Genomic DNA, 26,047 nt, shown 5'->3' on the forward strand with positions numbered 1-26,047 from the left:
CGGCGCGGGGGCGGGGGTGGAATCGGGTGGCGTGGGGTGAGGGTTTCCGTGGGGTGGAGACGCACAGGGGACAGGGCGAGGGGGCGGGCGCGTACCGGTGCGGTGGCGCGGGCGAGTGCCGGCGCCGTGGCGCGGGGGCGCGGCGCGCCGTCGCGCGGGCGCTGGTACGGCGGCGGGAGGCGCTGGACCCCGGGGCGCTGGCGCGGTTGCGGCGATTCGGGGAGGCGCTGTCGCGGGGCGAGCGGCCGTTCTGAGCCGTCAGCGGTCCTGGGAGGTCGGCCGTTCTCGGTGGGGCGCTTGCCGTGTGTCGGCTCCTGTGGGTCAGCCGTCCTGGATCACCGTGTCGCACAGCTCCGCCAGGGCCTCGCGGGCCGGGCTTTCGGGGAGGTCGGTGAGGGCCTCGCGGGCCGCGGCGCATTGGCGGTGCACCTCCTGGCGGGCCTCGGCCACGGCCGGGGCCGACCGGTCGCCGGAGAGGAGGACCGGCAGCGTGGGGGCGCCCTGGACCGGGGAGCGCAACTCGGCGGCGAGGTGGCGGGCCACGCCCAGTCGCTCGCCGTACACCGCGAGGGCGTCCGCCGTCTCCTCGTCCGCGCCGGAGGTCAGCGCGCCGAGGCGGCCGGAGACGGCGGTGAGGGCGCCGGCGCGGGCGGCCAGGGTCCGCAGGTGGTGGGCGACCGGGTCGTGGCCGTCGCGGGGGCCGGTCGTCTCCAGGATCTGGCCGCTGACCAGGCGCTTGAACGCGTCGGCCTGGAGCCGTACGGCCCGTGGCCCCAGCCCGGCCAGCAGGCGCGAGGCCCGGGCGAAGAGGAAGTCGCCGATGAGCACGGCGACCGAGGCGTGCGGCTCGTGCCGTACGTCGTCGTGGTAGCGCGTCGCCAGATAGGTCAGTTCGACGACGACCGCCGAGGGCACCACGCCCGGCGCGTCCGGATCGCCGAACCGGGCGGCCAGCAGCACCAGCATCGGCCGTAGCCGGCGGCCGCCCGGGCGGGTGAGATGGCGGGCGGCCTCGCTGATGAACGGCACGTCGCTGCGGGTGGCCTCCACGAGGCTGTCCTCGACCGCCGCCAGCGCGGCCCGCAGATCCGGTTCCCGCGTGTGGTTCCCGACGACGATCACCCCGGGTTTCCCTTCACAGATTCGACATGGAGGGGCAGTAATGTCTCATATGTCGCTCGGGTTCGGCTCAGGGCTCGGCCGGGACCGTGGCCCGGATCCGGCTTCCCTGCCCCGGGCGGCTGTCCACGAGCAGGGTGCCGCCCACCTCCCGGGCCCGTTCGTGCATGGACAGCAGCCCCAGATGGCCGGGGAACGTGCCCTGGGAGTCGAAGCCCACGCCGTCGTCGGCCACGGTCAGCGTGACGGTGTCGGGGCCGCTGAGCAGGTGGAGGGTGACGTTCCGGGCCCGGGAGTGCTTGGCGATGTTGTGCAGCGACTCCTGCGCGATCCGGTACAGGGCGTGCTTGGCCTCCGGCGTGGTCTCCGGCTCGGACCCGAACGTCGCCTCGGCCGTGATGCCGTACCGGTCCCGCAGGGTCTCCACGTGCTGGGTGAGCGCGGCGACCAGGCCCTCGGCCTCCAGCGACTCGGGCCGCAGCTGGCACAGCAGGGTCCGGGTCTCGGCGATCGCGACGTCCGCGAGCCGCCGGATGTACTCGATCGGCTCGGCGAGCTGCGCCAGCTCGACCACCCCGGTCGGCTCGGCCAGATCGCGTTCCAGCAGCTCACGGGCGGTACGGGCGCCGAGCGCGATGCCGTACAGCGCCTGCGAGACCGAGTCGTGCAGCTCCCGGGAGACCCGCTGCCGCTCCTCCCGTACCGCCGTCTCCCGGGCGGCCGCGCGCTGCCGGTCGGTCTCCACGGCGCACGCCGCGTGGCCCGCGATGACCTCCAGGACGGCCATGTCGGTCTCGCCGGGGCGGCGGCCCGCCGGGAAGTGGCAGCACATCGCGCCGATGACGGTGGTCCCGCGCAGCAGCGGCCAGGCGGCCACCGCGCCCCGCGCCGGAGCCTCCCTCGTCCCGGTCCCGCCGTGGCGGATCACCGGCGTGGCGCCCGCGATCGCCTCCAGCGCGGTTCCACGGGACGGCGGGGTGTGCCCGTGGCCGCCGCCCGCCATGCGCAGGACGGCGCCCGGCCCGGGCTCCAGCAGGTAGACGGTGCAGCTCGCGGCGGTGGTACGGGCCACCGCGGCCGCGGCCAGGGAGTCCAGGGCGCGCCGTACGGAACCCTGCCCGGCGGCCGCGGCGGCGGTGGCGGCCACCCGGCGCAGCTGTTCGCGGCCGCGGAGCCGGGCCACGGCGAGCCCGGCGGGCTCCGCGAACATCCGGACGGTCTTCACATCGGCCCGGGTGAGCCGTCGGCCGCCGCGCCGGGTCGCCACCTCGATCACGCCCGCGGTCTGGCCGCGCACCAGCAGCGGCGCGTCCAGTACGCAGGCCAGCGCCGTGTCGTGCGGAACCCGCCGGAAGAGGCCGAAGAGGTTGGGGCGCTCGGGTTCGCCCCCGGAGACCGTGGGGCGTCCGGCGCGGATGGCCCTACGGGCGGGGGCGGACCCGCCCGGGGTCAGCAGCCCGCGGGGGATGGCGTCCGGGGTGCCGTCGGTGGCCCGTACCGCCAGGACGTCGCCCGGCTCCAGCACCATGATCCGCGCCAGGTCGGCGCCCAGCAGTTCGCGCAGCCGGTGGGCGATCAGCCGCAGCACCTCGTCGCCCGGCTCGCCGACGAGGACCCGCTCGGTCACCTCGGCGAGCGCGGTGCGACGGCGCCGCCACCTCACCGGTGTGAAGCCGTGCCCGTACCGGTGCCCATGTATCCCAAAAGCGATCACGCCGACCACCACTGCTCCCTCGTCGTGGACTCCAGTGCCTCGGGCGGGGTCAGCTCACCGGCCGGCACCAGGCCCGACTGCACCGCGTACACCGCCGCCTGGGTCCGGCTGTGCACGCCGAGTTTGGTCAGGATGTGACTCACGTACGTCTTCACGGTCTGCTGGCCGATGCGCAGATCGCGGGCGATCTCCTTGTTGGCCTTGCCGCGGGCCAGCATCGTCAGCACCTCGGTCTCCCGCTCGGTGAGCTGTTCGGGTCCGCTCGGCTCGCGGACCTGGCCCATCAGCCGGGAGATCGCGGCGGGGGAGACATGGATCTGGCCGGCGGCCGCGGCCTTCACCGCGTTCCTCAGGTCGTCGGCCTCGGCGTTCTTCAGCAGGAAGCCGATCGCCCCGGCCCGTACCGCGCCCATCACCATGGCGTCGTCGAGGGAGCTGGTCAGCGCGACCACCTCGACCTCGGGGATGTCCTGGCGGATCTCCGCCGTGGCCGACACCCCGTCCATCACGGGCATCAGCAGGTCCATGAGGACGACGTCGGGGCACAGCTCGCGGGCCAGCCGTACGGCCTCCCGGCCGTTGGTCGTCTCGCCGACCACCTTGATCTCGTTGTCGAGCCCGAGGATCATGCGCAGGCCCTGCCGGACCACCGCGTGATCGTCTGCGATCAGAACGCGAAGCGCCACGTTGACTCACCTGCCCAGGGAACGAGAGCGACGGAACGACGGAACGGAGGTCCAGCTGTGCGCACGGGAAGGGAACTCGGCGAGGGCCGTCCGGAATTCCAACTGCCGGGGGATTTCGTCCCCCATTCGTCCGCCCCCGGTTGACCGAGGCGCTACTCCGGTTCCACGGGCCGGAAACCCCATTCGGTGGCCCTGGCGACGGCCTCCAGCTGCGAGCGGACCTCGAGCTTCTCCAGGATCTTGCGCACATGGGTGCGGACGGTCGCGTAGCTGATGAGCAAGCGCTCAGCGACGGCCCGGTTGTCCAGGCCCTGGCTCATCAGGGTGAGGATTTCCTGCTCGCGCCGGGTCAGGCTCTCCAGCCGCCCGGTCTGCTCGGCGGTCGAGCGCGCCGACTCGCGGTGCCGGGACAGCACCTCCACCAGCGTGCCGGCCGGGATCAGGGTCTCGCCCTCGGCGGCGGAGCGGATGGCGGAGGCGATCTCGTCGCCGCTCGCCGACTTCAGCAGATAGCCGCAGGCGCCCGCCTCCACCGCGGCCAGCAGCGCCGAGTCGCTGGCGTCGGCGCTGAGGATCACGATCGCGGTGGAGGGATCATGGGCCCGGATGCCCGCGGCCGCGTCGGCCCCGGTGCCGTCGGGCAGCCGGAAGTCGACCAGGGCCACATCGGGTGACAGCTCCTTGGCCATGGGCACGGTCTCGGCGACCGAGTCCGCCCAGCCGACCACGGTCAGGTCGGCGTACTCGGCCAGCAGCGCCCACAGTCCCTCGGCGACCACCCGGTGGTCCTCGACGATCAGGACCTTGGTCAGCTCCGCCGGGGCGGTCACGGCTCCGGTTCCCCTTCCGGGGACGGGCAGCCGAGGGATGGCGCGCCGAGGGCCGGGATCGGCGGAGGATCGCTCAGCGGCACCCAGAACTCGACGGTGGTGCCCGCGCCCGGGGCGCTCTCGATACGGCACCAGCCGCCCGCGATCTGGGCCCGTTCCTGGATCAGGGACAGCCCGAGGTGGCCGGGACGGGATTCGACCTCAAGGGGGTTGTAGCCCTGGCCGTCGTCGACGATCCGTACGAGACAGCCCTCGTCGAGCCCGAGCAGCTGGACGTGCACCGTCTTCGCCCGCGCGTGCTTGCGCACGTTCATCAGGGCTTCCTGCGCGGTGCGGTAGATCAGCGCCATGGTCTCGGCGGGCGGCTTGGCCGCGAGCCGGTCCTCCAGCCGGTAGGTGAGGCCGGTCTCGGTGCGGATCTGCTCCAGCAGTCCGCGCAGCGCGGCGGCCAGGCAGCCGTGCTCCAGGCTGGACGGACGCAGGTCGAAGATCAGCTGGCGCAGCCGGCTGAGCGACAGCTTCAGGGTCTCGTCCAGCTTGTCCATCACCCGCTGCTCCTCCGGGTCCCGCAGCCGCCGCCGCAGCTGCTGGAGCCGGAGGCTGGCCGCGGTGATCACCTGGATGGTGTCGTCGTGGATGTCCGCGGCGATCCGCCCGCGCTCGGCCTCCTGGGCGTGGACGAGATGGCTGAGCAGGGCCTGCCGGTCCCGGTCGGTGACCTCCAGCAGCTCCAGGCTGCGTTCCAGGACGAACTGGGCGCGCTGCACCTCGGTGATGTCGCGGACGGTCAGGACGGTCAGCAGACCCTCCTCGGTGCGCAGCGGGCTGATGCTGACGTCGGCCGGGAACTGCTTGGCGTCACTGCGCCGGCCGACCAGTTCCATGCTGTGGCCGAGCGGTTCCTCGGACTCGTCCCATTCGCGCAGCGAGACGGTCAGCGGCTGGTCGGGCAGCAGCGCCTCGACGGCGCGGCCGATGAGATGGTCGCGGTCGTAGCCGAAGAGGGCTTCGGTGCGGTTGTTGGCGGCCTGGATGCGCCCGGCGGTGTCCACGATCATCATCGCGTCCGGGGAGGACTCGATGAGCTGGCGGAACCGGCTCTCGGCGGCCCGCAGCTGGCTCAGGTCGGCGACGAAGACGACGCCGCGGGCCCGCTTTCCCTGCAGATGGCCGCCGCTGAACTGGGCGGGGAACTCGGTGCCGTCCCGGCGGCGGCCCGCCATCGCCGACGGGGCGCTGAACACCCGGCCGACGAGCTGTTCGGAGGCGGTGCGGTAGCGCTCGGGGACGAGGTCCCGCAGCCGCTTGTCGCGCAGCTCGGACGAGCTGTAGCCGAACATGTGCCGTACGTGTGCGTTCGCGAACTCGATCCGGCCGCGGGAGCCGAGGACCAGCACGCCGCAGGGGGCGTGGCCGAGCAGGTCCAGATACGACTCCTCCAGCCGGCCGCCCACCAGGTCCTCGAAGCGCCAGGCGGCGCGGTCGGCGCGGCGCAGGGGTTCCGCGCAGTCGGTGAGGAGGTCGGCGGACATGGAGAACTGGTCGCGGGCGGCCCGGTTGATCGCCTCGAGTATCTCCTCGGCGGGGGTGCCCTTGACCAGGTAGCCGGTGGCGCCGACGGCGAGCATGTTGAGGACGGTCTCGCGGTCGCCGTGGGCGGACAGCGCGACCACGCGGGCGCCGGGGGCCTGGTCACGGATGGCACGGACACTGCCCGGGGCGTCGCCCTTTGGCATGTGCACGTCCATTACGACGACGCGGGGATGGTGTTCGACCGCCTCGTGCACGGCCTGCTCGTGGTCGGTGGCCAGCCCCACGAGTTCCAGGTCGGGGTGGGAGTCGATGAGGTCCGCGAGGGCTTCCCGGACTGCCGGGTCGTCATCGGCCACCACAACGTCGATCCGGTCGTCACCCATCGCTACCCACCTCCCTTGAGGACGGCACCCTGCAGTTCGCGGGTGCTGAGTTCATCGCGCCGGCAGTGCGCCAGCGACGGCATGACCGCGGCGAGCGGCGCGACCAGCACGGTGTAGTGGCTTCCGATGCGATCGCACACGGCGACCGCCGCCGCGGCGTCCCACACCGCGGCCCAGAAGGCCCAGTCGTGACGGCGGTGGTTACGGGCCGCGTCCAGGGCGGCGCGGCGCGCGACGGCGGCGGCCACGAGGATGCGGTACCGCTCCTCGTCGGTCGTGGTGCGGTGGACCTCCGCCCACCCCTCGGCCCGGGTCTGGCTGGAGGTCTGCTTCCACAGATCGGCCACCCGGTCGATTTCTTCGGGGGAGAGGTCCTCGATATGGGTCAGGAACTGGAGGACTCTTCGCGAGTTGGGGCCGAAAATAATACTCATAGGACACTCCAGGACGCATGGTACATCTCCGGACTATCGCGAACGTGGGCCCAAGGGCCCTGAAGGCGGCCGGACGGACCTGCCGGCCCACGTTCCCGCTTCGGGCGTCTTCGCCGGCGTCACCGGCGTCACCGGCGTACCTAATCGTTCTGTCCGTGGCCCGAGGACATGTTGATGCTCGCCTTGGCGATGCCGCCGCTCTTCTGGCCGACGAGCTGGAAGGCGACGCCGTTCTCGTCGGCCGGGGTGATCCGGTACGAGCCCACAGCCGACGCCTTGCCGCGGCTGTCGACCTGGAAGGTCGCGATCTTCCGCTGTCCGGTGGAGCCGGACCCGGCGTACGCGGTCACCGTCTCGCCCGGGGCGAAGCCCGCGACGTAGAAGCTCAGCGTGGTGCCCGCCCGGCCGCCGAAGGCGCTGGGCTCGGCGGACGGGGTGTACGGCAGCACCGTGAACCCCGAGCGCACCACGGCCCGGCTCTGGTCGCCGATCGCCATCAGCGTCTGCCGGCCCTTGAGCCCGAACGGCACGTTGAACGCCACGTCGCGGATCTGGCCCATGGCGTTCGCCTGGGCGGTGAAGGCGGGCAGCCCGCTGTTGCGGTTGATGTAGACCAGCACCCGCTCGCCGGGCGCGAACTTGTTGGCGGACAGCGTGATCCGCTGACCGGCCTTGAGCGCGTACGGCTTGGACTTCATCGACGGGTACATGGCCAGCATCTGGAAGGGGGCGGTGGCCGTGGTCTTGCTGCGCTTGCCCACCAGCACCAGCGTGCTGTTGCCGGTCGGGGCCACCCCGACCTTGATGTCCGCGCGGCCCACGCTGCCGCCGCTGTCGGTGCGCAGCGTGGTGACGGGGACGCCGGTGGTCCGTCCCCAGAACACGTCGATCGACTCGCCGGGCCGGAAGCCGTGGGCGCTGACCGAGACGGTGTCGCCCGGCCGGCCGACCAGCTTGTTGATCCGCGCGGTGCCGACCGCGCCGCCGGTGATCACCTTGGCCTCGGCCGCGTTGGCGCTGCCGCGCTGCTGGGCGACGAGGGTGGCGGGCCGGCCGCTGTTGGACTCGGGCACGGTGAACCGGGCGTAGATCGAGCCGTAGCGGTCGGTGCGGACGCTGCCGATGGCCCGCCCCTTGGTGTCCGACGCCCGGGCCTTGAGCAGCAGGTCCACGGTGGACTTCTTGCCGAAGCCGCCGCCCTCGACCGTCGCCTTGCCGCCGGGGGTCACCAGGCCCGGGTTGAGCACGATGATCGGGCCGGACGCCTGCGGGACGCGCTGGTTGCCCAGCTTGATGGTCTTGGGCTGCTTGGGCGGCCGTATCTCCTGCCGCTCGTGCGGATGCCCCTTCTTCGGGGCTCCGCCGCCTCCGTTGCCGGTGGTGTCGAGGGCGCCACCGAAGCCACCGCGCGCGATCACCTGCACGAGCGATCCGACGATCGCGAAGACCACGAGAGCGAGCAGGACCGTCTTCCAGGTGAGCTTCTTCTTGGGCTTGTCGCCCGGGTCGTTCCCGGCCGGGGATTCCTCCTCGTACTCGGGAACATCCCTGTCCTCCGGAACATCCCAGTCGTCGTACTCAGGCATGGCCTTCACCTCCTCTTCCCGCGGCTATTGCACCCGGTAGATTTCGAGCTTGATGTTGCCCTGGACGTCCGCCCAGACCCGGTCGGAATTCTGCAGGGCCCGTAGGATCCAGTTTTCGCGGCCGTCGGCGTTGTTTGTCGCCATCGACTTGCGCATCTTGTTCGACAAGATGATGTAGTCGATGTTCTGCCATCTCTTTTTGAACAGCTTGTCGCGCACATCGGGGTCGGACGAGGCGTTCCAGTGCGAATGCGCATAGGGATAGAACGGGCGCACATCGTGCAGCTCTCCCCATAGGTCGTCGTCCATGATGATGCGTGAATTTGATGGCACGTGTTTGCGTATCCAGGCGATCTGATCATGCTGCATTTTGGTGAGATTCAGCTTCGACTGGTACTGGTCGGCGATCTGCACATGGCCCTCGGTATTGGTGTGCACCAGATATCCGGAGGACGGTGATATCAGCAGGACGACCACGACCAGCGAGGGCACGGCGACCCGGACCATCGAATGCGCCTGGCGCATGAAACGGCTTTTGAACGAGGCCTTCAGCAGCCGGTCCGCTGCCATCCCGATGCTGATCGCGAACATGGGGATCAGCGGGGTGACGTAGAAGTCCAGCACCACACTGCCGCGCAGCAGATAGAAGGTGTAGCCGAAGGCCAGGGTGCCGACGATCAGGTAGCCCAGGTTGCGCTGCCGGTCCCGCAGCCCCCACCACAGGCACAGCAGCATCGCGCCGAACCCGGTGATCAGCATGAACGAGTCGCGCATCAGCCAGCTCGTGTACAGCAGCCCGTTGTGGCTGAGCAGATTGCCCTGGCTGCGGTTGAGCTGCCACCACAGGGTGTAGAGCAGCGAGACGTGGTCCGCGGGCGGGTTGTTCAGGTCGAAGTCGAAACTGCTCGGCAGCAGCTCGTTCTTGAGCAGCGCGTACGTCACATAGGCGCCGATCGGAGCCGCCGCGGCGAACGGCCAGAGCGTCCGGAGGAACCGGTGGCTCGCCGACCCCTTGATCCGCCGGTAGAGCAGATAGACGAAGCTCGGCACGAAGAAGATCGCGTTTTCCTTGGTGATCAGCGCGAGCCCCAGGGCCAGACCGCCGCCGAACACCGATCTGATGGTGGTCTCCCGGCGCAGCAGCGCGAACAGGCTCAGCAGCAGCCAGAACATCATCAGGTTGTCCAGCAGCACCTGGCGCTGGTAGTAGACCGCGATCGGCGAGACGTTGAAGAAGAACGCGGCGATGGTGGCGGCCAGCGTGCTGCCCGACAGCCGCCGGGTGACCTCGAACAGCAGATAGACGCTCGCGACATGCACCAGCAGCATCAGGAAGCGACCGGTGTTGATCGCGTTGCCGAACGTCTCGAACTGCTTCGGCAGCGGGAAGACCCAGCCGGCCAGCGTGATCCAGCCCGCCGGGGCGTGGTCGTAGTCGTAGGTGTAGGGGGACAGGCTGGTCTCGCGCACCAGCGACCAGGCCCGCTGCATGTAGATGCCCTCGTCGGTGAGGTAGAGGGGGTAGCGGAACAGGTGGTAGCCGTGGGTGAGCGCTCCGGTCAGCAGGGAGAGCACCAGGGCGATCCGCCCGGCGTTCCCCAGCGGCGGGAACCAGCCGCGCTCCACGGAGAACCGGCGGCGGCGCCGCGCGGGGGGCCGCTGCGGGGCGGCCCGGTCCTGGTCGACGGTGACCGGGTTCGAGGGTGCCCGGTGGGGCACGGGGTCATGCGACACGCGACTCCGCCTCCTCGGTCGGGCCCCGGTGGGCGCCCACGTGCTGTGTCTTCTCCCAGTCGTGGCGGCCGGCCAGCTGCCGCCGCATGGCCCGCAGCGCGGCGTACGCGAGGACCATCTGGAACGGGAACCAGGCGATCGCCATCCGGACGACGGCCTTCGGCGAGGCTTCGAGCCCATGGGCGTCGGTGAACTCGTACAGGCCGACCATCTGCACCAGGAAGTGCGCGACCAGCAGCAGTACGGGCAGATACGAGCAGAGCGCGATCAGCACCGGCACCTTGAGGATCAGGATCATGCCGAGCGAGAGCGGCAGATAGAGGCCGAGCAGCGCCTGCCCACGCGGGAACACCAGCACGTAGAAGGCCAGCCAGCGCTGTTTGCGCGTCGGCATCTTCTTCCAGGTGCCCTTCTTCAGGGTCTGCATGAAGCCCTGGCTCCAGCGGGTGCGCTGCCGGATGAAGTGGCCGAGGGTGGGCGGGGTCTCCTCCTTGGTCACATACCGGTCGTCGTAGACCACGCGCACCCGCTCGCCCATGGCCGAGATCCGCAGGCCCATGTCCGCGTCCTCGGTGAGGTTGCGGTCGTCCCAGCCGCCGAGCTTCAGCAGCAGCTCGCGGGAGAAGAAGACGGTGTTGCCGCCGAGCGGGATGGAGCCGTGGTGGGCGTGGTAGTGCAGCCGGCTCTTGAACCAGAAGAAGTACTCCAGGACGTTCAGCGTGGAATACCAGTTGGACTGGTAGTTCATGAGCTGGACGCCCGCCTGCACCACCCGGACCCGCTCCTTCACCATCACGGTGTTGACGAGCCGGAATATCTTCGGGTGGATGTCGTCCTCGGCGTCGAAGATGGTCACGACCTGGTTGGCGGTCTGCGGCAGGGCGGTGTTGAGCCCGTGCGGCTTGTTGATCGGCCCGTCGTCGAAGACCACGACCCGCACGTTGTGCAGCCCTTCCCGGGCCAGCTGGTCGATCTTCTCCTCGGCCTTTTTCACGGTGCCGTCGTCGTCCTGTGAGCAGATCACGAAGACCTCCAGCAATTCGGCCGGATAATCGGCGCGCACCACCCGCTCGATCGTGGACTGGATGACGTCTTCCTCATGCCGGGCGGGCAGCAGCACGCTGAAGGAGAGCCGCGGCGGAATGAAGGTCTCCGGCGCCCGGGCCTTCCGCTCGGCGTCCGCCCGGTCCCAGGTGTAGAGCATGAGGTACAGGACGTGGCTCGACTGCACGGTGAGCAGCACCGAGACCGACACCAGCACCAGATAGACGATCGGGATCATCATCGGCTTCGCCTCCCCCACACCCAGCCGGTACTGCACACGAAGTTGACCGCGAACGCGGCGGCGATGCCGAGGCAATTCGCCAGCAGGAGATGCATTCCGGCGTGCACCAGAGACCAGACGAGCACGACGTTGATCGCGAGTCCGCCCAGCACGGATATGTTGAATTTGACGAAACGTCCGGTCGACGGCGTGCGCAGGGCGAAGGTCCACCGGTCGTTGAGCAGATAGTTGTGGACCACGGCCAGTTCCACCGCGATGCCGGACGCCACCAGAAGCGGTAGTCCCACCCAGTGGTAGAGCGCGAAGAGCGCTGCCGAATTCACCAGCACACCGCCCCCGCCGACCACCGCGAACCGCAGCGCCAGACCGGGCAGACCCGCCGTCCTCCGCCGCGGTGAACCGATCCGGACAGGGCTCCCGTTTCGCCGGTGGGTGGTCACGTCCGCTCGATCGCCCGGCTCTCCGGTGCGCTCACTGAACGTTCGGAAACGCTGCATCGCGACTCCCTCGACAGGAGGCTCTTATCGCCGTCGAGTCCCAGAGTGCGTCACCCGCAAAGGAGGTAGTACCCGCGCTCGGGGGAGCGGTGAGTGCACCTTCGGCGGACCTCTTTCCTCCCCCATTTCGGGGAGCGCCGCCTCTCCGGCCCCGGGCCTTTCCCCCGAAGAGGGGAAGGGCGGATCCCTCGCCCGCGGGTGTCAGTACTTCCGGGGGCTGCCCAAGATGAAAGGGGCCCGACGGCCTTGCGTCCCGTGTGATGAGAGTAGGTGACGTAATGTCAGGTCACGTGATGTCACGCCATCCATGCGCCGGCCGGGCCGGAGTGGTCATCGCAGCGATGACCCTCGCACTGGCCACGCCGGCCGCGGCGAGTGATTCCGGCAGCGGTGCGTTGCACGATTCCGAATGGGCGCTCACCGCGCTCAAGGCGGAGCGCGCGTGGAAATTCAGCAAGGGTGCCGGAGTGACCGTCGCGGTCGTCGGCACCGGGGTGGACGCGACTCATCCGGATCTGCGCGGGCGGGTCGCCGCCGGAAAGGATTTCGCGGGCGGCGGCAGCCCCGTCACCCGGGACGACGCAAACGCGGACGAGCAGGGCACCCACGCCGCGGGCATCATCGCGGGCACCGGCCGCAATTACCGCGGCGACGGGGTGTACGGGCTCGCGCCCCGGGCCCGGGTCATGCCGCTCGGGGTGTACCGCAACGGAAAGCCCCAGGCCGAGGCCACCGCCCGGGCCATCCGCCACGCGGCGAGCCACGGCGCGCACATCATCCATGTGGCCGTGTCCTTCAAGCACCCCAGCCCCGCCCTGAAGTCCGCGGTGAAGTACGCCGCGACCCAGGACGCCGTGGTCGTGGCGGGCGCCGGGGACAACGGCAAGGACGGCAACCGGCCCACCTACCCGGCCGCCCTCCCCGGGGTGGTCGCCGTCGTGGCCACCGACAAGAAGGGCGCCGTGTGGACCTCGTCCCACCACGGCAGGGGCATCACCCTCGCCGCGCCCGGAGTCGCCATCCTCACCACGGCGGGCAACAACGACTACTGGACCGGCGACGGCACCGGCTACGCCGCGCCCTGGGTCGCCGCCGGAGCGGCGCTGCTGCGCTCGGAGCACCCCCGCTGGAACTCCCGGCAGATCGTCCGGAAGCTGATCGACACGGCCGACCGGAAGGGCTCGGCGGGCCACGATCCGCGCTACGGCTACGGGGTGATCGCCCCCGCCAGGGCGCTCGCGGACCGGGCCGCGCCGCCGCCCTCCGCCGAGCCCACCGCGGCCCCCTCCCCGCACCGCACCGAACCGGCCGCCGCCTCCCATGCGGCGGGGGATGAATCCGCCCTGGTCACGATAGGAGTGGTGGCCGGGGTGCTGGTCGTGCTCGCGGTGCTGGCCGTGGTGCTCATCAGCCGCCGCCGCCCGCCGCCCGGCGACTCCCACCACAGCTGACCGGCGGAGGTGGCGATGTTCACCGAACCGCGCGACCGCGCCGACCGGGCCCGCCCGCCGGCGCGGTCGCGCCGTGCCTCATGGCTGAGCCGCGGCATGGCCCAGTTGCTGGTCATGGTGCTGGTGGCCGAGGTCGTGATGGCCGTCACCACGGTGCGCACGCTGCTGCGGCCCGCGGCCACCCCTTCCCACAGGCCCTCACTCTCCGTGGCCAAGCCGTTCTATCCCGCGACGACCCGCTTCTACACCGACCCGCACAACCCCGCCGCGTCCTGGGTGCGCGCCCATCCGCGCGACCGGCGGGCGGCGGCCATCCGCGGGCGCATCGCCGACCAGCCGCAGGCCGCCTGGTTCACCGAGACCAACGAGTCGCTGGTCGAGGACCGGGTCCGGGGCCTGGTCGGCACGGCCGCGGCCCAGCGGCGGCTGCCGGTCCTGGTCGCGTACGCCATCCCGCAGCGGGACTGCGCGCAGTACAGCTCCGGCGGCAGCGGCGACGCGGGCGTCGCCTACCGGCGCTGGATCGACGCGTTCACCCGGGGCGTCGGTGACCGGCCCGCCCTGGTCGTCCTCGAACCGGACGCCCTCGCCCACGTGGGCTGTCTGCGCAAGCGGCAGCGTGCGGAGCGGTTCGCCGCCCTCGCGTACGCGGCCCGGACGCTCAAGGCGCGGGCCCCGCGCGCCCGGGTCTACTACGACGCCGGGAACTCCGGCTGGCAGCCCGCGCGCACCATGGCCGGGCGGCTGCGGCGCGCCGGTATCGACCGGTACGGGGACGGCATCGCGGTCAACGTCTCCAACTTCAACGCCACCGGCGACGAGGTGCGCTACGGCCTGACCGTGCTGCGCGAGCTGCGCCTCCCCCGGCTGGGGGTCGTGGTCGACACCAGCCGCAACGGGGCGGGGCCCACCTCCAAGCACCAGTTCTGCGATCCGCCGGGCCGCAGACTGGGCCGGACCCCCACGGCGGCCACCGGGATCCCCGGGATCGACGCCTTCCTGTGGATCAAGCAACCGGGGCAGGCGGACGGCTGCGCGGCCGGTGCGGGTGTCTTCCTCCCCGGCTACGCGTACCGGCTGACCGGCTGATCCTCGCCCGGTAGGCATCCCCAGGGGCCCCGCGGACCTCCGCGGGGCCCCTTCGTGTGCCCTCGCACGCTCCCTCGCGCACCCTCCACCACCTCCGCGAAACGGACATAACCCATATAAAACGGCCGAATTTCGCTACCTCAACTGAGGTAGTCGGAATTCGGCCGTTTGGCGTGCCCTGAATTCCTGCAATTGAGGTATCCAGATTTCGGTCGTGCGTACGGTGTTTCGAGCCCCGGGTTTTTCTAATGTCGGTGAGCGACAGGACAAAAAAGCCCGAAGGAGCTCCATCGATGCAAAGAGTTCTCGTCGTGGAGCACCACACCCAAGTGCTGAGTGCTCTCGCTGATCTCGTGATCGAGGAGCCGGGACTGGAGTTGTCCGGAATTGCCGGATCGGCCCGGGAGGCAATTTCTCTGGCCCGAGCGGCGCAACCGGATGTGGTGCTGATCGATGTGGACGGGCCCGGCTGGAAGGACCAGGGTCTTGACCGCCTCATCGGCGACCTCCTCCCACAGGCGCGGATTGTCCGGCTGACCGCCGTATCCGACCCCCAAATGGAATGCCTGGAATCTCCGACGAATACCCCCAGCATCCTCAAGACCGAAATACGCGAATTCCTCAGGAGTATCACCGAATGAATTCCCCCATGGACCAGAACAACGTCCCGACCAACCCCGAGACCACCGAGACGAAGCGCGCTCCGCGCTCCCGCCGTCTGCGTATGGGTATCGCCGCGGCCGTCGTCGCTGTCGCTGCCGTGGGTGGCACCGTCACGGCGTTCACCATGAACTCCGACGACTCGGGCTCCTCGTCCTCGGTCGCCGCGGGCAAGCCCGCCGGTTCGCAGGTGAAGTTCCCGCTGTCCACCAAGAAGGGTGACATCGTGGACTCGCAGGGCCACAAGGTCGTCCTGACCGGTGTGAACTGGTTCGGTTCCGAGACCGGCACCTTCGCGCCGCACGGCCTGTGGGCCCGCAGCTGGGAGTCCATGCTGGACCAGATGGCGAAGCAGGGGTTCAACACCATCCGCTTCCCCTACTCGAACGAGATGTTCGACGCCAAGAGCAAGCCCAACGGGATCGACTTCAAGAAGAACCCCGACCTGAAGGGCCTCACCGGCCAGCAGATCATGGACAAGATCGTCAAGGGTGCCACCGACCGGGGCATGATGGTGATCCTGGACCAGCACCGCCCGGACCAGTACGGCCAGAGTGAGCTGTGGTACTCCCAGAACCTCACCGAGAAGAAGTGGCTGGGCGACTGGGTCAAGCTGGCCGAGCGCTACAAGAACAACGACCGGGTGATCGGCGCCGACCTGCACAATGAGCCGCGTGGCCAGGCCACCTGGGGCGACGGCAACCCGAAGACCGACTGGCGCCTGGCGGCCACCAAGGCCGGTAACGCGATCCACAAGGTCAACAAGAACTGGCTGATCTTCGTCGAGGGCACCGACCGCCACAAGAACGAGCAGTTCTGGTGGGGCGGCGACCTCCAGGGTGTGAAGAAGTACCCGGTGAAGCTGGACGAGGGCAACAAGGTCGTCTACTCGGCCCACGACTACGGTCCGGGCGTCTTCAACCAGAACTGGTTCCAGGCGAAGGACTTCCCGAAGAACATGCCCGCCATCTGGAAGAAGCACTGGGCCTACATCAAGCAGCAGAACATCGCTCCGGTGCTGCTGGGTGAGTTCGGCGGCCGCAAGACCGCGGGCAACAGCACCGAGGCCATCTGGCAGAACGCCCTGATGGACTACCTGAAGAAGAACGGCATCAGCTACACCTACTGGACCTGGAACCCGGACTCGGGGGACACCGGCGGTGTGCTGAACAAGGACTGGAAGACGATCGACAAGAACAAGATGAAGATGCTGTCCGACTACCAGATGCCTCTGCTGCAGCCGAAGGGGAAGACGTCGGAGTGACCCCTTCCGGCCATCGGCCGAGCACGGTGAAGTGACAGCGAGGGCCCGCAGGCAGCCGCCTGCGGGCCCTCCGTCGTGTCCGCGCCCTGGAAGGCCTGTAAGACCTGTAGGGCCTGGAAGGCCCGGAAAAGTGCCGAAAGCCGGGAAAGTCACGGATGGAGGGAAGCGGGACGCGCTCCCGCCGGGTTTCCCTCCCGGGCCCGGCCCGTGCCACGGACCGGCCCCGGCATCCAGGGAGGCCGCCCATGAACCCCCACCAGCACACCGGCCGGCTGCTCTTTCCGCTGGCCGCGCTCATGGTGATCGCGGCCGACCAGGTGAGCAAGGCGCTCGCGGTGGCCGCCTGGAGCGGTACCTGGGGGCCACAGGCCCGGCTGGGACCGTTCCGCGCGGTGCTGGTGCACAACGCGGGCGTGGCCTTCGGGCTGGGGAACGGCCGCCCGGCGCTGATCACCATGATCACTCTCACCGGCGCGGTCGCCACCCTGGCCGCCGTGTGCGCGGGGCTGCGAGCCCACGGCCGGGGCCTGGCCTGCGGCATGGCGCTGATCGCCGGGGGCTCGGTCGGCAACGGCGCCGACCGGGTGGTGCGGGCGCCGGGCCCGCTGCGCGGCGCCGTGGTCGACTGGATCACGGTGGCGGGGCGCGGCCCGGTGTTCAACCTGGCCGATGTCGCCCTCGTCACCGGGACCCTGCTCACCGCGGCCGTACTGCTGTGCTCCGCCGCGCGGCGGCCCCGCGTCAGCCTCCGGACTTGCGCACCGCGCTCGGCCCCGACCCCGACCCCGACCCCGGCCCCGACCCCGGCCCCGGACCCGGGTCCGCCCCCGGCTCCCGGGTGTTCTCCCGCTCCGCGATCGAGGCCGCGAACTCCTTCAGCCGCGCCAGCGCCGCTTCGTCGGTCACCCCCCGGGAGGCCAGCGCGCTGGTGACGCGCTGGTAGAGGGACAGCTCACGGGCGCAAGCGTGGCACTCCGCCACATGGGCCCGTACCCGGCTCGCGTCCGGCGCGTCCAGTTCGCCGTCGAGGTACGACTGGAGCATCGGCGCGCCCACCGGGCACTCTCTCGTCCGGCGCCGCTCGGTGTCGCGCCACCATGTCCATCGGCTCATGCCTCACCTCGCTCGGGTTCCCGTCCGGTGCGCCCCGCGGCCAGCAGCTGGTTCCGGATCCGCCTCCGGGCCCGGTGCAGCCTGCTCATCACCGTGCCCTTGGGGACGTCCAGCACCTGCGCCGCCTCCGCGTACGACAGCCCGTCCACATGGACCAGCCGTACGACCTGCTGGTCACGGAGCGGCAGTGCGGTGAACGCGGCGTCCACGGCCTCGTCGAACGCGGTGTCCACCACCAGTTCCTCCGGGGTGGCGTCGCGGGCCGGGGAGAGCCGTTCCAGCTCGGTGTCCGGGTCGTCCAGCAGGCGGGGCCGACGCTGGCGGCGCCGGCTCACCTCCGCGTGCCGCATGATCGTCAGCAGCCAGGCCCGTGGATGTCTCCCGTCAAAACGGCCGACTGCCCGGTACGCCCGTAGTAACGTGTCCTGCACGAGATCTTCGGCGTCGGCGCGCTGAGCGGTCAGAGACATCGCCACGCGCAGCAGCACCTCGATCTCGGGCAGCACGTACTGGGTGAACATGCGTTGCTGATGGGCGTCCGGGTCAGCCACGTGTGCCTCCTCGGATCCGGACCCCCCGGGGACGCGAAAGCGACATATCACACTCTGTGTAACATCTCGCTCACGGCGTCGCACGGGGTGGTCGGCGATCCGGGTGACACGGCGGCCGGCGGGGCTGTTCGGGCAGGGCTGGTTACGCCTTGACGGAGACCAGCCGCTTGCCATCGCTCGTGCGGACCTCGAAGCGATCGATGTCGTCGCTCTTCATGCCCGCTCCGCCGTGTGCCCACAGCGGCTTCTTCGCGATCTCCTCGGTGCTGTTCTCGATCCCGTAGCCCCACTTGGGCACGGCCCAGGTCATCATGGTCTGCTCATGACCGTCCTTGGAGATCGCGACGAGGCTGCAGTTGAGCGGGCCCTTGACGTTCTTCAGCCGCAGTACGGCGTCGACGCCCCACATCTTGTCCTGCAGCGCGACCGCCGCCGACACCTTGGTGGTCGGGTCGGTGCCCTCCATCTTCATCGGCATCTTGGCGAAGAGCGCGCTGTCGGTCGGGCTCGCCGCGACGGGCGCCTTGGAGTCGGAGCCCGAGGTGGCGGCCATCGTGCCGAGCGGTCCGCCGACGATCAGGGCGGCCGCCGCCGCGACCAGGTACAGGCCGCGCCGCTTGCGCTTGCTGCGGGCCGCGGCGACCTCGCCGACCATGCGGTTCAGCAGGGCGGGGCCGGGCTTTGCGGTCAGGGTGTCGATGGCGGTCGGGGTGGCGGTGAACGCGTGCGGGGTGTGGCCCGTGATCGCGGTCCGGCCGGGCGCCCCATGGATGCCGGGGATGTCCGCCGCGAGGTCCGCCAGCAGGGGTTCCAGTCCGGTCAGCTCGTCGAGCTGCCGTCCACACTGGTCACAACCGGCCAGATGCTCCTCGAAATAGGTGGCGTCCGCCTCGTCGAGCACGCCGAGCACATACGCGCCAACGGCGTCGTGTCCCGCGTGGTGCGCCTGCGCTGTCATGCCGTCACTCCTCTCTCCTCAAGCGCGAGCTTCATGGAGCGCAGCGCGTAGAAGACCCGGGACCGAACCGTCCCGCTGGGTATGCCGAGCGTTTCCGCCGCCTCGTTGACCGTACGGCCCTTGAAGTAGGTCTCGACGAGCACCTCGCGATGGGCGTCGCTGAGGTCGTGCATCGCGTCGGACAGTGTCATCAGTCGTAGTGCCCGGTCGATCTCGTCCTCCGCAGGCATCAGCTCCAGTGGAGAGGGGTCGACCTCCTGAGGCCTGGCCTGCCTGCTGCGGTGCCCGTCGATGACGATGCGCCGCGCGACCGTGACCAGCCAGGGCCGGATGGAGCCGGTGGCCCGGGACAGCTGGTCCGCATTCCGCCAGGCGCGGACCAGGGTCTCCTGCACGACGTCCTCCGCGCGATGGCGATCGCCCGCGACCAGGCGCAGTACGAACGCGAGCAACGGTCCGGCGTGCTCCTGGTAGAGCGCACGCATGAGTTGCTCGTCCGGTGTACCGCGCTGCGATCTGGACGGACGCTCATCGGCCACGGCGGCGTCGTCGTGCACCAGAACCTCCAGGACAGGACCTGAGTTGGACAACATCAACTGACGACTCCCGGTCTGTGCCCCGGGGGGGTTGGGTGGCCATGTCGGCCTCTTCCTCCCTTCGTACGGACGGGAGGGGGCGGCCACTCAACGCGTCGGGAAGAAAGTTCCGATCAGTTCCTGGAGTTGCCCGGAGGGAGAGGTGGTGAGCGGTGGTCTCAGGTGATGGCCGAACTGAGGACATGAGGCTGGACCTTGCCCTCCAGCATCGCGCCGAGGCCTTCCACCGCGCACACGCCCGGGTTGTCCGCGATGTTCACCGGGACACCGGTCGACTCCCGCAGCAGGGTGTCCAGCCCGGGCAGCACCGCGCTGCCGCCCGCCAGGACGATGCCGCGGTCGGCGAGGTCGGCCACCAGATCGGGCGGGCAGCGGCGCAGTACGGCGCTGATCGCGTCGATGACGGCGGTCAGCGGGGTGCGGATGGCGTTGCGCACGCCCTCGACGTCGATCGTGACGGACCGGGCGAGCCCGGTGGCCACATCACGGCCGTGCACCTCGGTACCGAGAGAGGCCAGCGCCGTGTCGCCGAGGACCAGGTGCAGCGGGCGGACGGCCTGGCTCGGCAGCATCAGGGCGTGCGCGTTGCGCAGGTGCTGGACGACGGCGTGATCGACGGTCTCGCCGCCCACCGGCACCCGCTCGGCGGCCACGATCGCGCCCAGCGACAGCACCGCGACCTGAGTGGTGGCCGCGCCGCACACCACGATCATCGTCGCTTCGGGCCGCTCCACGGGCAGCCCGCAGCCCACGCCGGTGGCGATCAGCGTGTCCACCAGCTCGACCCGCCGGGCGCCGAGCCCGGACAGCGTCTCCACGGCGGCGCGCTGGGCGAGCGGATCGGCGTCGTGCGGGACGCAGACGGCGGCGCTGGGCAGCGGCTTGCGGCGCCAGGCGCGGCGCAGCTTGTTGCCGAGGAGCAGCCGCAGCATGCGCTGCGCCATGGCGATGTCGACGACGGTGCCACCGGCGACGGGACGCACCACCCTGATGTGGGCGGGCGTACGGCCCGCCATGCGCTCGGCGAACGCCCCGACCGCGATCACCGCGCCGGTGCGGGTGTTGACGGCGGCCACGGTGGGCTCGTCGACGATCAGGCCGGTGCGCTTGAGGTAGACGCGGGTCCTGGACGCTCCGAGGTCCACGGCGATGGAGCAGCGACGCAGCCGCTCAAGGCTGATGCTCATGGGGCCATGGTGTGCGCCGGGGCGCGGCCGCTGCCTCCGGAGGTGCGCCGGTCGGGCGATGCGAGTCCCTCGCCCTGTGGCTGGTCCTTGGCGTCCGCGTAGCACTCCACCGCCGCCACGGTGAGGGGGAAACGGACCGGAGTGGAGCCGAAGGCGATGGTGCCGGCCGCTTCGCCCGCCTCCGCGATCGCCTGCCGCACCGCAGCCACCTCCGGCTCCGGGCAGTGCACGATCACCTCGTCGTGCTGGAAGAAGACCAGCTCGGCGCGGAGCCCGGCGGCCGCCAGGGCGCGGCGCAGCGCCGCGAGCATCAGCACCGCCCAGTCGGCGGCGCTGCCCTGGACGACGAAGTTCCGGGTGAAGCGGCCGCGGGCGCGGGCGCCCCGTGTGCTGCCGTAGCCCGGCTCCTCGCCCAGGTCGCGCGGCAGGCCCGCCTCGTCGGCCGGGTCGGCGGCGCCGCCGACCGGTGGGCAGGTGCGGCCCAGCCAGGTGCGCACCAGGCGGCCCTCCTCGCCCGCGCGGGCCGCGTCGTCCACGTACGCCACGGCCGCCGGGAAGCGGCGCCTGAGCGCGGCGAGGTGCTTGAGCCCGTCGCCCGAGGTCTGCCCGTAGATCGCGCCGAGCAGCGCGAGCTTCGCCTGGTCGCGGCGGCCGGCGAAGGCGCGGTCGGACAGCTCCGCGTACAGGTCCCGGCCGGTGCCCGCGACCTCCATCAGGCCCCGGTCGCGGGAGATCGCGGCGAGCACCCGGGGCTCCATCTGGTCGGCGTCGGCGACGACCAGCCGCCAGCCAGGGTCGGCGACGACCGCGCGCCGCACCACCTTCGGGATCTGGAGGGCCCCGCCGCCGTGGGTGGTCCAGCGGCCGGAGACGGTGCCGCCGGGCAGGTAGGCGGGGCGGAAGCGGCCCTCGCGCACCCAGGACTGGAGCCAGGACCAGCCGTGGGCGGTGTGCAGCCGGTAGAGCTTCTTGTACCGCAGCAGCGGCTCCACCGCGGGGTGGTCGATCTCCCGCAGCTCCCACGCCCGGGTGGAGGTGAGCGTGATGCCCGCGCGCCCGAACGCCCGGATGACGTCGGCGGGCAGATCGGGCCGCACCCGCACCCCGTCCCCGAAGGCGCGGGAGACCTCGTCGGCCAGCTCGGCCAGCCGCTGGGGCTCCAGACCGCCCGGATAGCGCTCGCCGAGCAGCTCGTCCAGCAGCTCCCGGTGGCGGTCGGCCCGCCAGGGCACCCCGGCGCGCCGCATTTCGGCGGCGACCAGGGTCCCGGCCGATTCGGCGGTGGTCAGCAGCCGCATCCGGCCCGGGTGCTCGGCCGCCTCGGTGCGGGCCAGCTGCGCCTGGTACACCGCCAGCAGCGCGTCGAGCGGGTCGGTGCCGGGCGGCAGCGGCGGCGGGCCGGGCTCGAACAGCGACGGCTGGGTCTGGGCGGCCCGCACCGGCGGGTCCTCGGGGACGGGCAGCCCGCGCAGCCGGGCCCAGGCCGCGGCGAGGGAGCGCGGGGCGCCCGAGCGCCCCTCGTGGCCGAGGAGCAGGGCCTCGGCCGCCTCGATGTCGTAACACCGCTCGACCCGGACCCCGGCCGCCAGCAGCCGGGGATAGACCTCGGCGGTGGACCGCCACACCCACCGGTCGGCCTCCGGGCGGGACCGCACGGCTTCGGCGATCCCGCCTCGCGCCGCCGGGACCTCGGCGACCGGCCCGGCGGCCTTTCCTGAGGCGTCCAGCGGGCAGAGACGAACACCCCCGTCGCCCGTCTCCGCCGCTGCCCACCTCATGGCCGTGAGTCTGCCAGGGGGGTCTGACAACGGCCCGGGAGCAACGGCGAGCGCGGCCAACCCGCAGGGCGTCCTCGTCGTCTTTCAAGACGACCGACCCTGACGACCGACCCTGACGACCGACCCTGACGACCGATCATGACGACCGACCCTGACGACCGATCATGACGACCGATCATGACGACCGATCATGACGACTGATGCGCGCCGCGCGGGGCAGAAGACGCCGTGCCCCAGTGATCACATCAGCGATGCACGTGCATCTGCTCATGCATTTTCCCATGTACAAGTAAAGAAACGCGGCTATGATCCGAGGCAGTTGACCATTGCACTGATGCACGAACAGTGGAGAACCCTGTGCGCGACCACCCGTACAACGGCATGGCGGCCGCGGACCTCCAGGGGGTCGTCTGGCAGAAGAGCAGGCACAGCAATTCCCAGGGGTCCTGTGTCGAGTTCGCCAAGCTGCCCGGCGGGCACGTGGCCGTACGGAACTCCCGCTTCCCGGACGGACCGGCGCTCGTCTACACCCCGGCCGAGGTCGAGGCGATGCTGCGCGGCGCCAAGGACGGGGAATTCGATCATCTGGTGCACGACCCGGTCGGCCATGTGTGAGCGACACTGGTAGTGATCGGTGGGGGGCCTGCTGATGTGAGACGGGCGATGAGCGATGAACGGCTCGGTCCGGATAGGTCATGTCCTCGGGGTGCCCCTGCGGATGCACTGGAGCGCCCCGGTGCTGGTCGTCGTGCTCGCCTACGGGCTGGGCCGCGAGACGCTGCCCGCCTGGACGCCCGGCCGGACCGGACTCGTGTACGCCGTCGCCAGCGTGATCGGGGCGCTGCTGCTGATGGGGAGCCTGCTGCTGCATGAGGCCGCACACGCGGTCACCGCGCGCGGCAAGGGCGTCTCCGTCGAGGACGTCACGCTGTGGGCCCTCGGCGGCGTGACCCAGATGGGGCGGCCGCGCACCGCCGGGATCGCCCTGCTCGTCGCGGTCAGCGGCCCGCTCACCAGCCTGGTCATCGGAGGCGTCGCCGTGGGCGCCGGGGTCGGGGTCAACGCGCTCGCCGGGTGGGGGCTGCCCGCGGCGCTGCTGATCTGGCTGGGCTGGGCCAATCTGCTGCTGGGGGTGTTCAACCTGCTGCCCGCCGCCCCGCTGGACGGCGGCCGGGTGGTGCAGGCGCTGCTGTGGTGGCGTACGGGCGACCGGGAACGGGCCGAGCGGGCGGCCGGGCGCAGCGGCCAGATCTTCGGGATCCTGCTCGTCGCGGTCGGCTGGTTCTCGTTCGTGCGCGGGCAAGGCGGCGGGCTGTGGATCGCGCTCGTCGGGCTGTTCATGCTGGTGATCGCCAACGCGGAGCGGCGGCGGGCCGGGATCAACACGGCGCTGCGCGGGGTGCGGGTGGGCGACGCGATGTCGTCCCCGGTCGCGACGGGCGCCGACTGGCTACCGGTGGGGCGGTTCATCGACGAGGTGGCGGCGCACTCACGCCATTCGGTGCTGCCGCTGCTGGACTTCGAGGGCCGGCCCAGTGGTGTGGTGGAGCTGCGCGCGCTGGCCGCGGTGCCGGCCGGGATGCGGGAGGACCGGCGGGTGCGCGAGGTGGCGACGCCGCTGGAGCGGTGCACGGTCGCGGTGTCGGACGAGCTGCTGAGCGAGGTGCTGGAGCGGGCCCGGCCGGGGGCCGGGGGGATGCCGGTGCTGGTGGTGGACGACGGACATCTGGAGGGGATCGTCACCTCCCACGATGTGGGGCGCCTGTTCCAGCTGCACACGCTGGGCATCACGACGGCGCCGCCGGAGACCACGCCCCATTGAGCGGCACGCTGGATGGGCCCTAGGCGCGGGGCAGGCGGAAGAGGGCCCAGACGATCTTGCCGGGCAGCGTTCCGGCCAGCGGATGCCAGCCCCAGCCGTCGGTGCAGGACTCCACCAGGTACAGCCCCCGCCCGGACTCCGCGCAGTCCCCGGCCTCCCCGGTGACCGGCCCCGCTTCGCTGGGGTCGCGTACGGCGCACACCAGTCGTGAGGCGGAGTACATCAGGTGGAGCCGCACCAGGGGTGGTTCGTGTCCGTCGCCGGGCGGGCCGCCCGGCATCACTGCGGCGACCGCGTGCCGCAGCGCGTTGGTGACCAGTTCGGAGACGACGAGGGCCACCTCGTCGAGCAGCTCGGGGAGGTCCCACTGACGCAGGGTGGCCCCGGTGAACTGCCGTGCCCCCTTGACCGCGTCGTAGCGCGCGGGGAGCGAACAGGAGACGGCGCCGGAGACGGCGGAAGGATCGATCGCGGGAAGCCCTCGCCACAGCGGTTCCAGCAGGGCCGAACCTTCGCTCCCCATGCGAGCACTCCTGCATCCGTGGCCCTGACGAATCCTGGCCAGATCTCGTACGAGCTTGCACGTGCGCTATACCCATGGTTTCGAATGCCGACAGCAGATGCAAGGGCAAATGCACGTGCACGCAGAAGAATTGAGGCACCACATCCGGATTTGACGCACTTTATCCCTACGCGCATGTGCGTAGGTCTTCCGCTCGGGTCACCACTTGGGCACAGCCCGCAGCCCGGAAAGTGGCAGACTTCGGCCTGCCGGGTTGCGGGGGCCCATCGCCGGAAGTGCGCATTCCGTACAGGGAGGGTCACGGACAGATGACCGCAAGCGAGTCGAGTGGATCGGTGGTGCGCCGCATTCTCCTGGGCTCCCAACTCAGGCGGCTGCGCGAGGCCAGGGGCATCACCCGCGAGGCGGCCGGCTACTCGATCCGCGCCTCCGAATCCAAGATCAGCCGGATGGAACTGGGCCGGGTGAGCTTCAAGGCGCGCGACATCGAGGACCTGCTCACCCTGTACGGGGTCACCGAGGAGGCGGAGCGCGCGGCCCTGCTCGGACTCGCCCGCGAGGCCAACCTCACCGGCTGGTGGCACAGTTACGGCGACGTCCTGCCGGGCTGGTTCCAGACGTACGTCGGCCTGGAGGGCGCCGCCTCGCACATCGCGGTCTACGAGGTCCAGTTCATCCACGGCCTGCTGCAGACCGAGGGCTACGCCCACGCCGTGGTCACCCGGGGCCAGCCGCAGGCGTGCGACGCGGAGGTGGAGCGCCGGGTCGCGCTGCGGCTGGAGCGGCAGAAGCTGCTGGTCTCCGAGCGGGCGCCGGCGTTCCACGTGGTGCTCGACGAGGCCGCGCTGCGCCGCCCCTACGGCGGACCGGAGGTGATGCGCGCCCAGATCCAGCACCTCATCTCCGTCTCGGACGCGCCGAACGTGAGGCTGCAGGTGATGCCGTTCGCCCTCGGCGGGCACGCGGGGGAGAGCGGTGCCTTCACCCTGCTCCGGTTCCCGGAGCCCGATCTCCCGGACGTCGTCTATCTGGAACAGCTCACCAGCGCCCTCTACCTCGACAAACCCGATGAAGTGGCGCAGTACGAGCGGGTGCTGGGGCGGCTGCGGGTGGACGGCCTGTCCCCGGAGAAGAGCCGTGACCTGCTCAGGGGGCTCCTGCGCGAGGTCTGACCGATCAGTAGGATGACGTGTCGTCAGGAATACCCCCCACGCGTTCGCGGGTGTCCGGATGCGGTCCCGCGTCCTCCAGATA

The 26,047-nt window shown here is 70.9% G+C and carries 25 protein-coding genes and 1 pseudogene; 9 read left to right on the forward strand and 17 right to left on the reverse strand.

What is annotated here, in order from left to right; genetic code table 11:
- The first annotated feature begins 53 nt into the window (after positions 1–53).
- Positions 54–254: a hypothetical protein gene (locus tag ASC60_RS03120; protein ID WP_159043194.1), complete on the forward strand. Its 201-nt coding sequence runs from the start codon at positions 54–56 to the stop codon at positions 252–254.
- A 67-nt stretch (positions 255–321) separates the two neighbouring features.
- Here ASC60_RS03120 and ASC60_RS03125 read toward each other — a convergent pair whose 3' ends face one another.
- The 10 genes from ASC60_RS03125 to ASC60_RS03170 all read right to left on the reverse strand — a co-directional run bounded on the left by ASC60_RS03125 (position 322) and on the right by ASC60_RS03170 (position 11,744).
- A complete protein-coding gene (locus ASC60_RS03125) occupies positions 322–1,122 on the reverse strand; it encodes a polyprenyl synthetase family protein (RefSeq protein ID WP_234356751.1) in 801 nt (266 codons plus the stop codon).
- A 67-nt stretch (positions 1,123–1,189) separates the two neighbouring features.
- Positions 1,190–2,833, reverse strand: coding sequence for a GAF domain-containing sensor histidine kinase (locus ASC60_RS03130; RefSeq protein ID WP_159043195.1), 1,644 nt, complete (start codon positions 2,831–2,833; stop codon positions 1,190–1,192).
- Positions 2,830–3,519, reverse strand: a complete 690-nt coding sequence (locus ASC60_RS03135) for a response regulator transcription factor (protein ID WP_009716830.1) — start codon at positions 3,517–3,519, stop codon at positions 2,830–2,832. The genes ASC60_RS03130 and ASC60_RS03135 overlap by 4 nt, the downstream gene beginning before the upstream one ends.
- Positions 3,520–3,671: 152 nt before the next feature.
- Positions 3,672–4,349: a response regulator transcription factor gene (locus ASC60_RS03140; protein WP_055546377.1), complete on the reverse strand. Its 678-nt coding sequence runs from the start codon at positions 4,347–4,349 to the stop codon at positions 3,672–3,674.
- Positions 4,346–6,265 carry a PAS domain S-box protein gene (locus tag ASC60_RS03145; protein ID WP_055546379.1) on the reverse strand — a complete coding sequence of 640 codons (1,920 nt, stop codon included), beginning with the start codon at positions 6,263–6,265 and terminating at the stop codon, positions 4,346–4,348. Before ASC60_RS03145 ends, ASC60_RS03140 begins: the two co-directional genes overlap by 4 nt.
- A 2-nt stretch (positions 6,266–6,267) precedes the next feature.
- Positions 6,268–6,699: a hypothetical protein gene (locus ASC60_RS03150; protein ID WP_055546381.1), complete on the reverse strand. Its 432-nt coding sequence runs from the start codon at positions 6,697–6,699 to the stop codon at positions 6,268–6,270.
- Positions 6,700–6,839: 140 nt separating this feature from the next.
- Positions 6,840–8,285 (reverse strand): hypothetical protein, encoded by a 1,446-nt coding sequence (locus tag ASC60_RS03155; RefSeq protein WP_234356752.1) that lies wholly within the window; start codon positions 8,283–8,285, stop codon positions 6,840–6,842.
- Positions 8,286–8,309: 24 nt separating this feature from the next.
- Positions 8,310–10,019 (reverse strand): glycosyltransferase family 39 protein, encoded by a 1,710-nt coding sequence (locus ASC60_RS03160; RefSeq protein ID WP_234356753.1) that lies wholly within the window; start codon positions 10,017–10,019, stop codon positions 8,310–8,312.
- Positions 10,009–11,304: a glycosyltransferase gene (locus ASC60_RS03165; RefSeq protein WP_079038121.1), complete on the reverse strand. Its 1,296-nt coding sequence runs from the start codon at positions 11,302–11,304 to the stop codon at positions 10,009–10,011. Before ASC60_RS03165 ends, ASC60_RS03160 begins: the two co-directional genes overlap by 11 nt.
- Positions 11,301–11,744, reverse strand: coding sequence for a GtrA family protein (locus tag ASC60_RS03170; protein ID WP_234356754.1), 444 nt, complete (start codon positions 11,742–11,744; stop codon positions 11,301–11,303). Before ASC60_RS03170 ends, ASC60_RS03165 begins: the two co-directional genes overlap by 4 nt.
- Before the next feature lie 398 nt (positions 11,745–12,142).
- Here ASC60_RS03170 and ASC60_RS03175 point away from each other — a divergent pair, with 398 nt between their 5' ends.
- The 5 genes from ASC60_RS03175 to ASC60_RS03195 all read left to right on the forward strand — a co-directional run bounded on the left by ASC60_RS03175 (position 12,143) and on the right by ASC60_RS03195 (position 17,197).
- The gene (locus tag ASC60_RS03175; protein WP_234356755.1) at positions 12,143–13,252 is read left to right on the forward strand and encodes a S8 family serine peptidase; all 1,110 of its coding nucleotides are present in this window, start codon (positions 12,143–12,145) and stop codon (positions 13,250–13,252) included.
- A gap of 15 nt (positions 13,253–13,267) precedes the next feature.
- A complete protein-coding gene (locus ASC60_RS03180; protein WP_055546390.1) occupies positions 13,268–14,341 on the forward strand; it encodes a glycoside hydrolase family 6 protein in 1,074 nt (357 codons plus the stop codon).
- A 293-nt stretch (positions 14,342–14,634) separates the two neighbouring features.
- Complete coding sequence (locus ASC60_RS03185; protein WP_055546392.1) at positions 14,635–14,982, forward strand: response regulator transcription factor; 348 nt, start codon at positions 14,635–14,637, stop codon at positions 14,980–14,982.
- Positions 14,979–16,265 (forward strand): glycoside hydrolase family 5 protein, encoded by a 1,287-nt coding sequence (locus ASC60_RS03190; RefSeq protein WP_199830851.1) that lies wholly within the window; start codon positions 14,979–14,981, stop codon positions 16,263–16,265. Before ASC60_RS03185 ends, ASC60_RS03190 begins: the two co-directional genes overlap by 4 nt.
- 245 nt (positions 16,266–16,510) lie before the next feature.
- Entirely contained in the window at positions 16,511–17,197 is a 687-nt protein-coding gene (locus ASC60_RS03195) for a signal peptidase II (protein ID WP_055546394.1), read from the forward strand.
- A gap of 37 nt (positions 17,198–17,234) precedes the next feature.
- Here ASC60_RS03195 and ASC60_RS43940 read toward each other — a convergent pair.
- From ASC60_RS43940 to ASC60_RS03220, 6 genes and pseudogenes are all read right to left on the reverse strand, one after another.
- A pseudogene (locus tag ASC60_RS43940) lies at positions 17,235–17,378 on the reverse strand (zf-HC2 domain-containing protein); the annotation flags it as partial.
- Positions 17,375–17,929, reverse strand: coding sequence for an RNA polymerase sigma factor (locus ASC60_RS03200; RefSeq protein ID WP_107096967.1), 555 nt, complete (start codon positions 17,927–17,929; stop codon positions 17,375–17,377). The gene ASC60_RS03200 and the pseudogene ASC60_RS43940, both read right to left, overlap by 4 nt.
- A 142-nt stretch (positions 17,930–18,071) precedes the next feature.
- Positions 18,072–18,887 (reverse strand): zf-HC2 domain-containing protein, encoded by an 816-nt coding sequence (locus ASC60_RS03205; RefSeq protein WP_055546396.1) that lies wholly within the window; start codon positions 18,885–18,887, stop codon positions 18,072–18,074.
- On the reverse strand, positions 18,884–19,480 hold the full coding sequence (locus ASC60_RS03210) for a sigma-70 family RNA polymerase sigma factor (RefSeq protein WP_050799946.1): 597 nt from the start codon (positions 19,478–19,480) through the stop codon (positions 18,884–18,886). Before ASC60_RS03210 ends, ASC60_RS03205 begins: the two co-directional genes overlap by 4 nt.
- Positions 19,481–19,641: 161 nt before the next feature.
- Positions 19,642–20,670 carry a rod shape-determining protein gene (locus ASC60_RS03215; protein WP_055546398.1) on the reverse strand — a complete coding sequence of 343 codons (1,029 nt, stop codon included), beginning with the start codon at positions 20,668–20,670 and terminating at the stop codon, positions 19,642–19,644.
- The gene (locus ASC60_RS03220) at positions 20,667–22,448 is read right to left on the reverse strand and encodes a bifunctional 3'-5' exonuclease/DNA polymerase (RefSeq protein WP_079038124.1); all 1,782 of its coding nucleotides are present in this window, start codon (positions 22,446–22,448) and stop codon (positions 20,667–20,669) included. The genes ASC60_RS03215 and ASC60_RS03220 overlap by 4 nt, the downstream gene beginning before the upstream one ends.
- A 381-nt stretch (positions 22,449–22,829) precedes the next feature.
- Here ASC60_RS03220 and ASC60_RS03225 point away from each other — a divergent pair, with 381 nt between their 5' ends.
- Positions 22,830–23,063, forward strand: coding sequence for a DUF397 domain-containing protein (locus ASC60_RS03225; RefSeq protein ID WP_055547179.1), 234 nt, complete (start codon positions 22,830–22,832; stop codon positions 23,061–23,063).
- A gap of 55 nt (positions 23,064–23,118) precedes the next feature.
- Entirely contained in the window at positions 23,119–24,270 is a 1,152-nt protein-coding gene (locus tag ASC60_RS03230; protein WP_055546400.1) for a site-2 protease family protein, read from the forward strand.
- A gap of 19 nt (positions 24,271–24,289) precedes the next feature.
- Here the strand turns inward: ASC60_RS03230 and ASC60_RS03235 are convergent, their stop codons facing one another.
- Entirely contained in the window at positions 24,290–24,793 is a 504-nt protein-coding gene (locus tag ASC60_RS03235; RefSeq protein ID WP_055546402.1) for an ATP-binding protein, read from the reverse strand.
- Positions 24,794–25,101: 308 nt separating this feature from the next.
- On the opposite strand from ASC60_RS03235, the gene ASC60_RS03240 reads away from it, so the two are divergent.
- The gene (locus ASC60_RS03240) at positions 25,102–25,965 is read left to right on the forward strand and encodes a helix-turn-helix transcriptional regulator (protein WP_055546404.1); all 864 of its coding nucleotides are present in this window, start codon (positions 25,102–25,104) and stop codon (positions 25,963–25,965) included.
- Positions 25,966–26,047: the final 82 nt, after the last annotated feature.

The sequence above is a fragment of the Streptomyces sp. NBRC 110028 genome, assembly GCF_001417735.1.
Lineage (GTDB): Bacteria > Actinomycetota > Actinomycetes > Streptomycetales > Streptomycetaceae > Streptomyces.

Excerpts from the sequence above, each read along its gene's own strand:
- ASC60_RS03215 (WP_055546398.1), bottom strand. The coding sequence starts at position 20,670 with ATGAGCATCAGCCTTGAGCGGCTGCGTCGCTGCTCCATCGCCGTGGAC.
- ASC60_RS03155 (WP_234356752.1), bottom strand. The coding sequence starts at position 8,285 with ATGCCTGAGTACGACGACTGGGATGTTCCGGAGGACAGGGATGTTCCC.
- ASC60_RS03225 (WP_055547179.1), top strand. The coding sequence starts at position 22,830 with ATGGCGGCCGCGGACCTCCAGGGGGTCGTCTGGCAGAAGAGCAGGCAC.
- ASC60_RS03195 (WP_055546394.1), top strand. The coding sequence starts at position 16,511 with ATGAACCCCCACCAGCACACCGGCCGGCTGCTCTTTCCGCTGGCCGCG.
- ASC60_RS03235 (WP_055546402.1), bottom strand. The coding sequence starts at position 24,793 with ATGGGGAGCGAAGGTTCGGCCCTGCTGGAACCGCTGTGGCGAGGGCTT.
- ASC60_RS03180 (WP_055546390.1), top strand. The coding sequence starts at position 13,268 with ATGTTCACCGAACCGCGCGACCGCGCCGACCGGGCCCGCCCGCCGGCG.
- ASC60_RS03165 (WP_079038121.1), bottom strand. The coding sequence starts at position 11,304 with ATGATGATCCCGATCGTCTATCTGGTGCTGGTGTCGGTCTCGGTGCTG.
- ASC60_RS03205 (WP_055546396.1), bottom strand. The coding sequence starts at position 18,887 with ATGACAGCGCAGGCGCACCACGCGGGACACGACGCCGTTGGCGCGTAT.
- ASC60_RS03185 (WP_055546392.1), top strand. The coding sequence starts at position 14,635 with ATGCAAAGAGTTCTCGTCGTGGAGCACCACACCCAAGTGCTGAGTGCT.
- ASC60_RS03210 (WP_050799946.1), bottom strand. The coding sequence starts at position 19,480 with ATGTTGTCCAACTCAGGTCCTGTCCTGGAGGTTCTGGTGCACGACGAC.
- ASC60_RS03175 (WP_234356755.1), top strand. The coding sequence starts at position 12,143 with ATGACCCTCGCACTGGCCACGCCGGCCGCGGCGAGTGATTCCGGCAGC.
- ASC60_RS03190 (WP_199830851.1), top strand. The coding sequence starts at position 14,979 with ATGAATTCCCCCATGGACCAGAACAACGTCCCGACCAACCCCGAGACC.
- ASC60_RS03150 (WP_055546381.1), bottom strand. The coding sequence starts at position 6,699 with ATGAGTATTATTTTCGGCCCCAACTCGCGAAGAGTCCTCCAGTTCCTG.
- ASC60_RS03145 (WP_055546379.1), bottom strand. The coding sequence starts at position 6,265 with ATGGGTGACGACCGGATCGACGTTGTGGTGGCCGATGACGACCCGGCA.
- ASC60_RS03240 (WP_055546404.1), top strand. The coding sequence starts at position 25,102 with ATGACCGCAAGCGAGTCGAGTGGATCGGTGGTGCGCCGCATTCTCCTG.
- ASC60_RS03220 (WP_079038124.1), bottom strand. The coding sequence starts at position 22,448 with ATGAGGTGGGCAGCGGCGGAGACGGGCGACGGGGGTGTTCGTCTCTGC.
- ASC60_RS03230 (WP_055546400.1), top strand. The coding sequence starts at position 23,119 with ATGAACGGCTCGGTCCGGATAGGTCATGTCCTCGGGGTGCCCCTGCGG.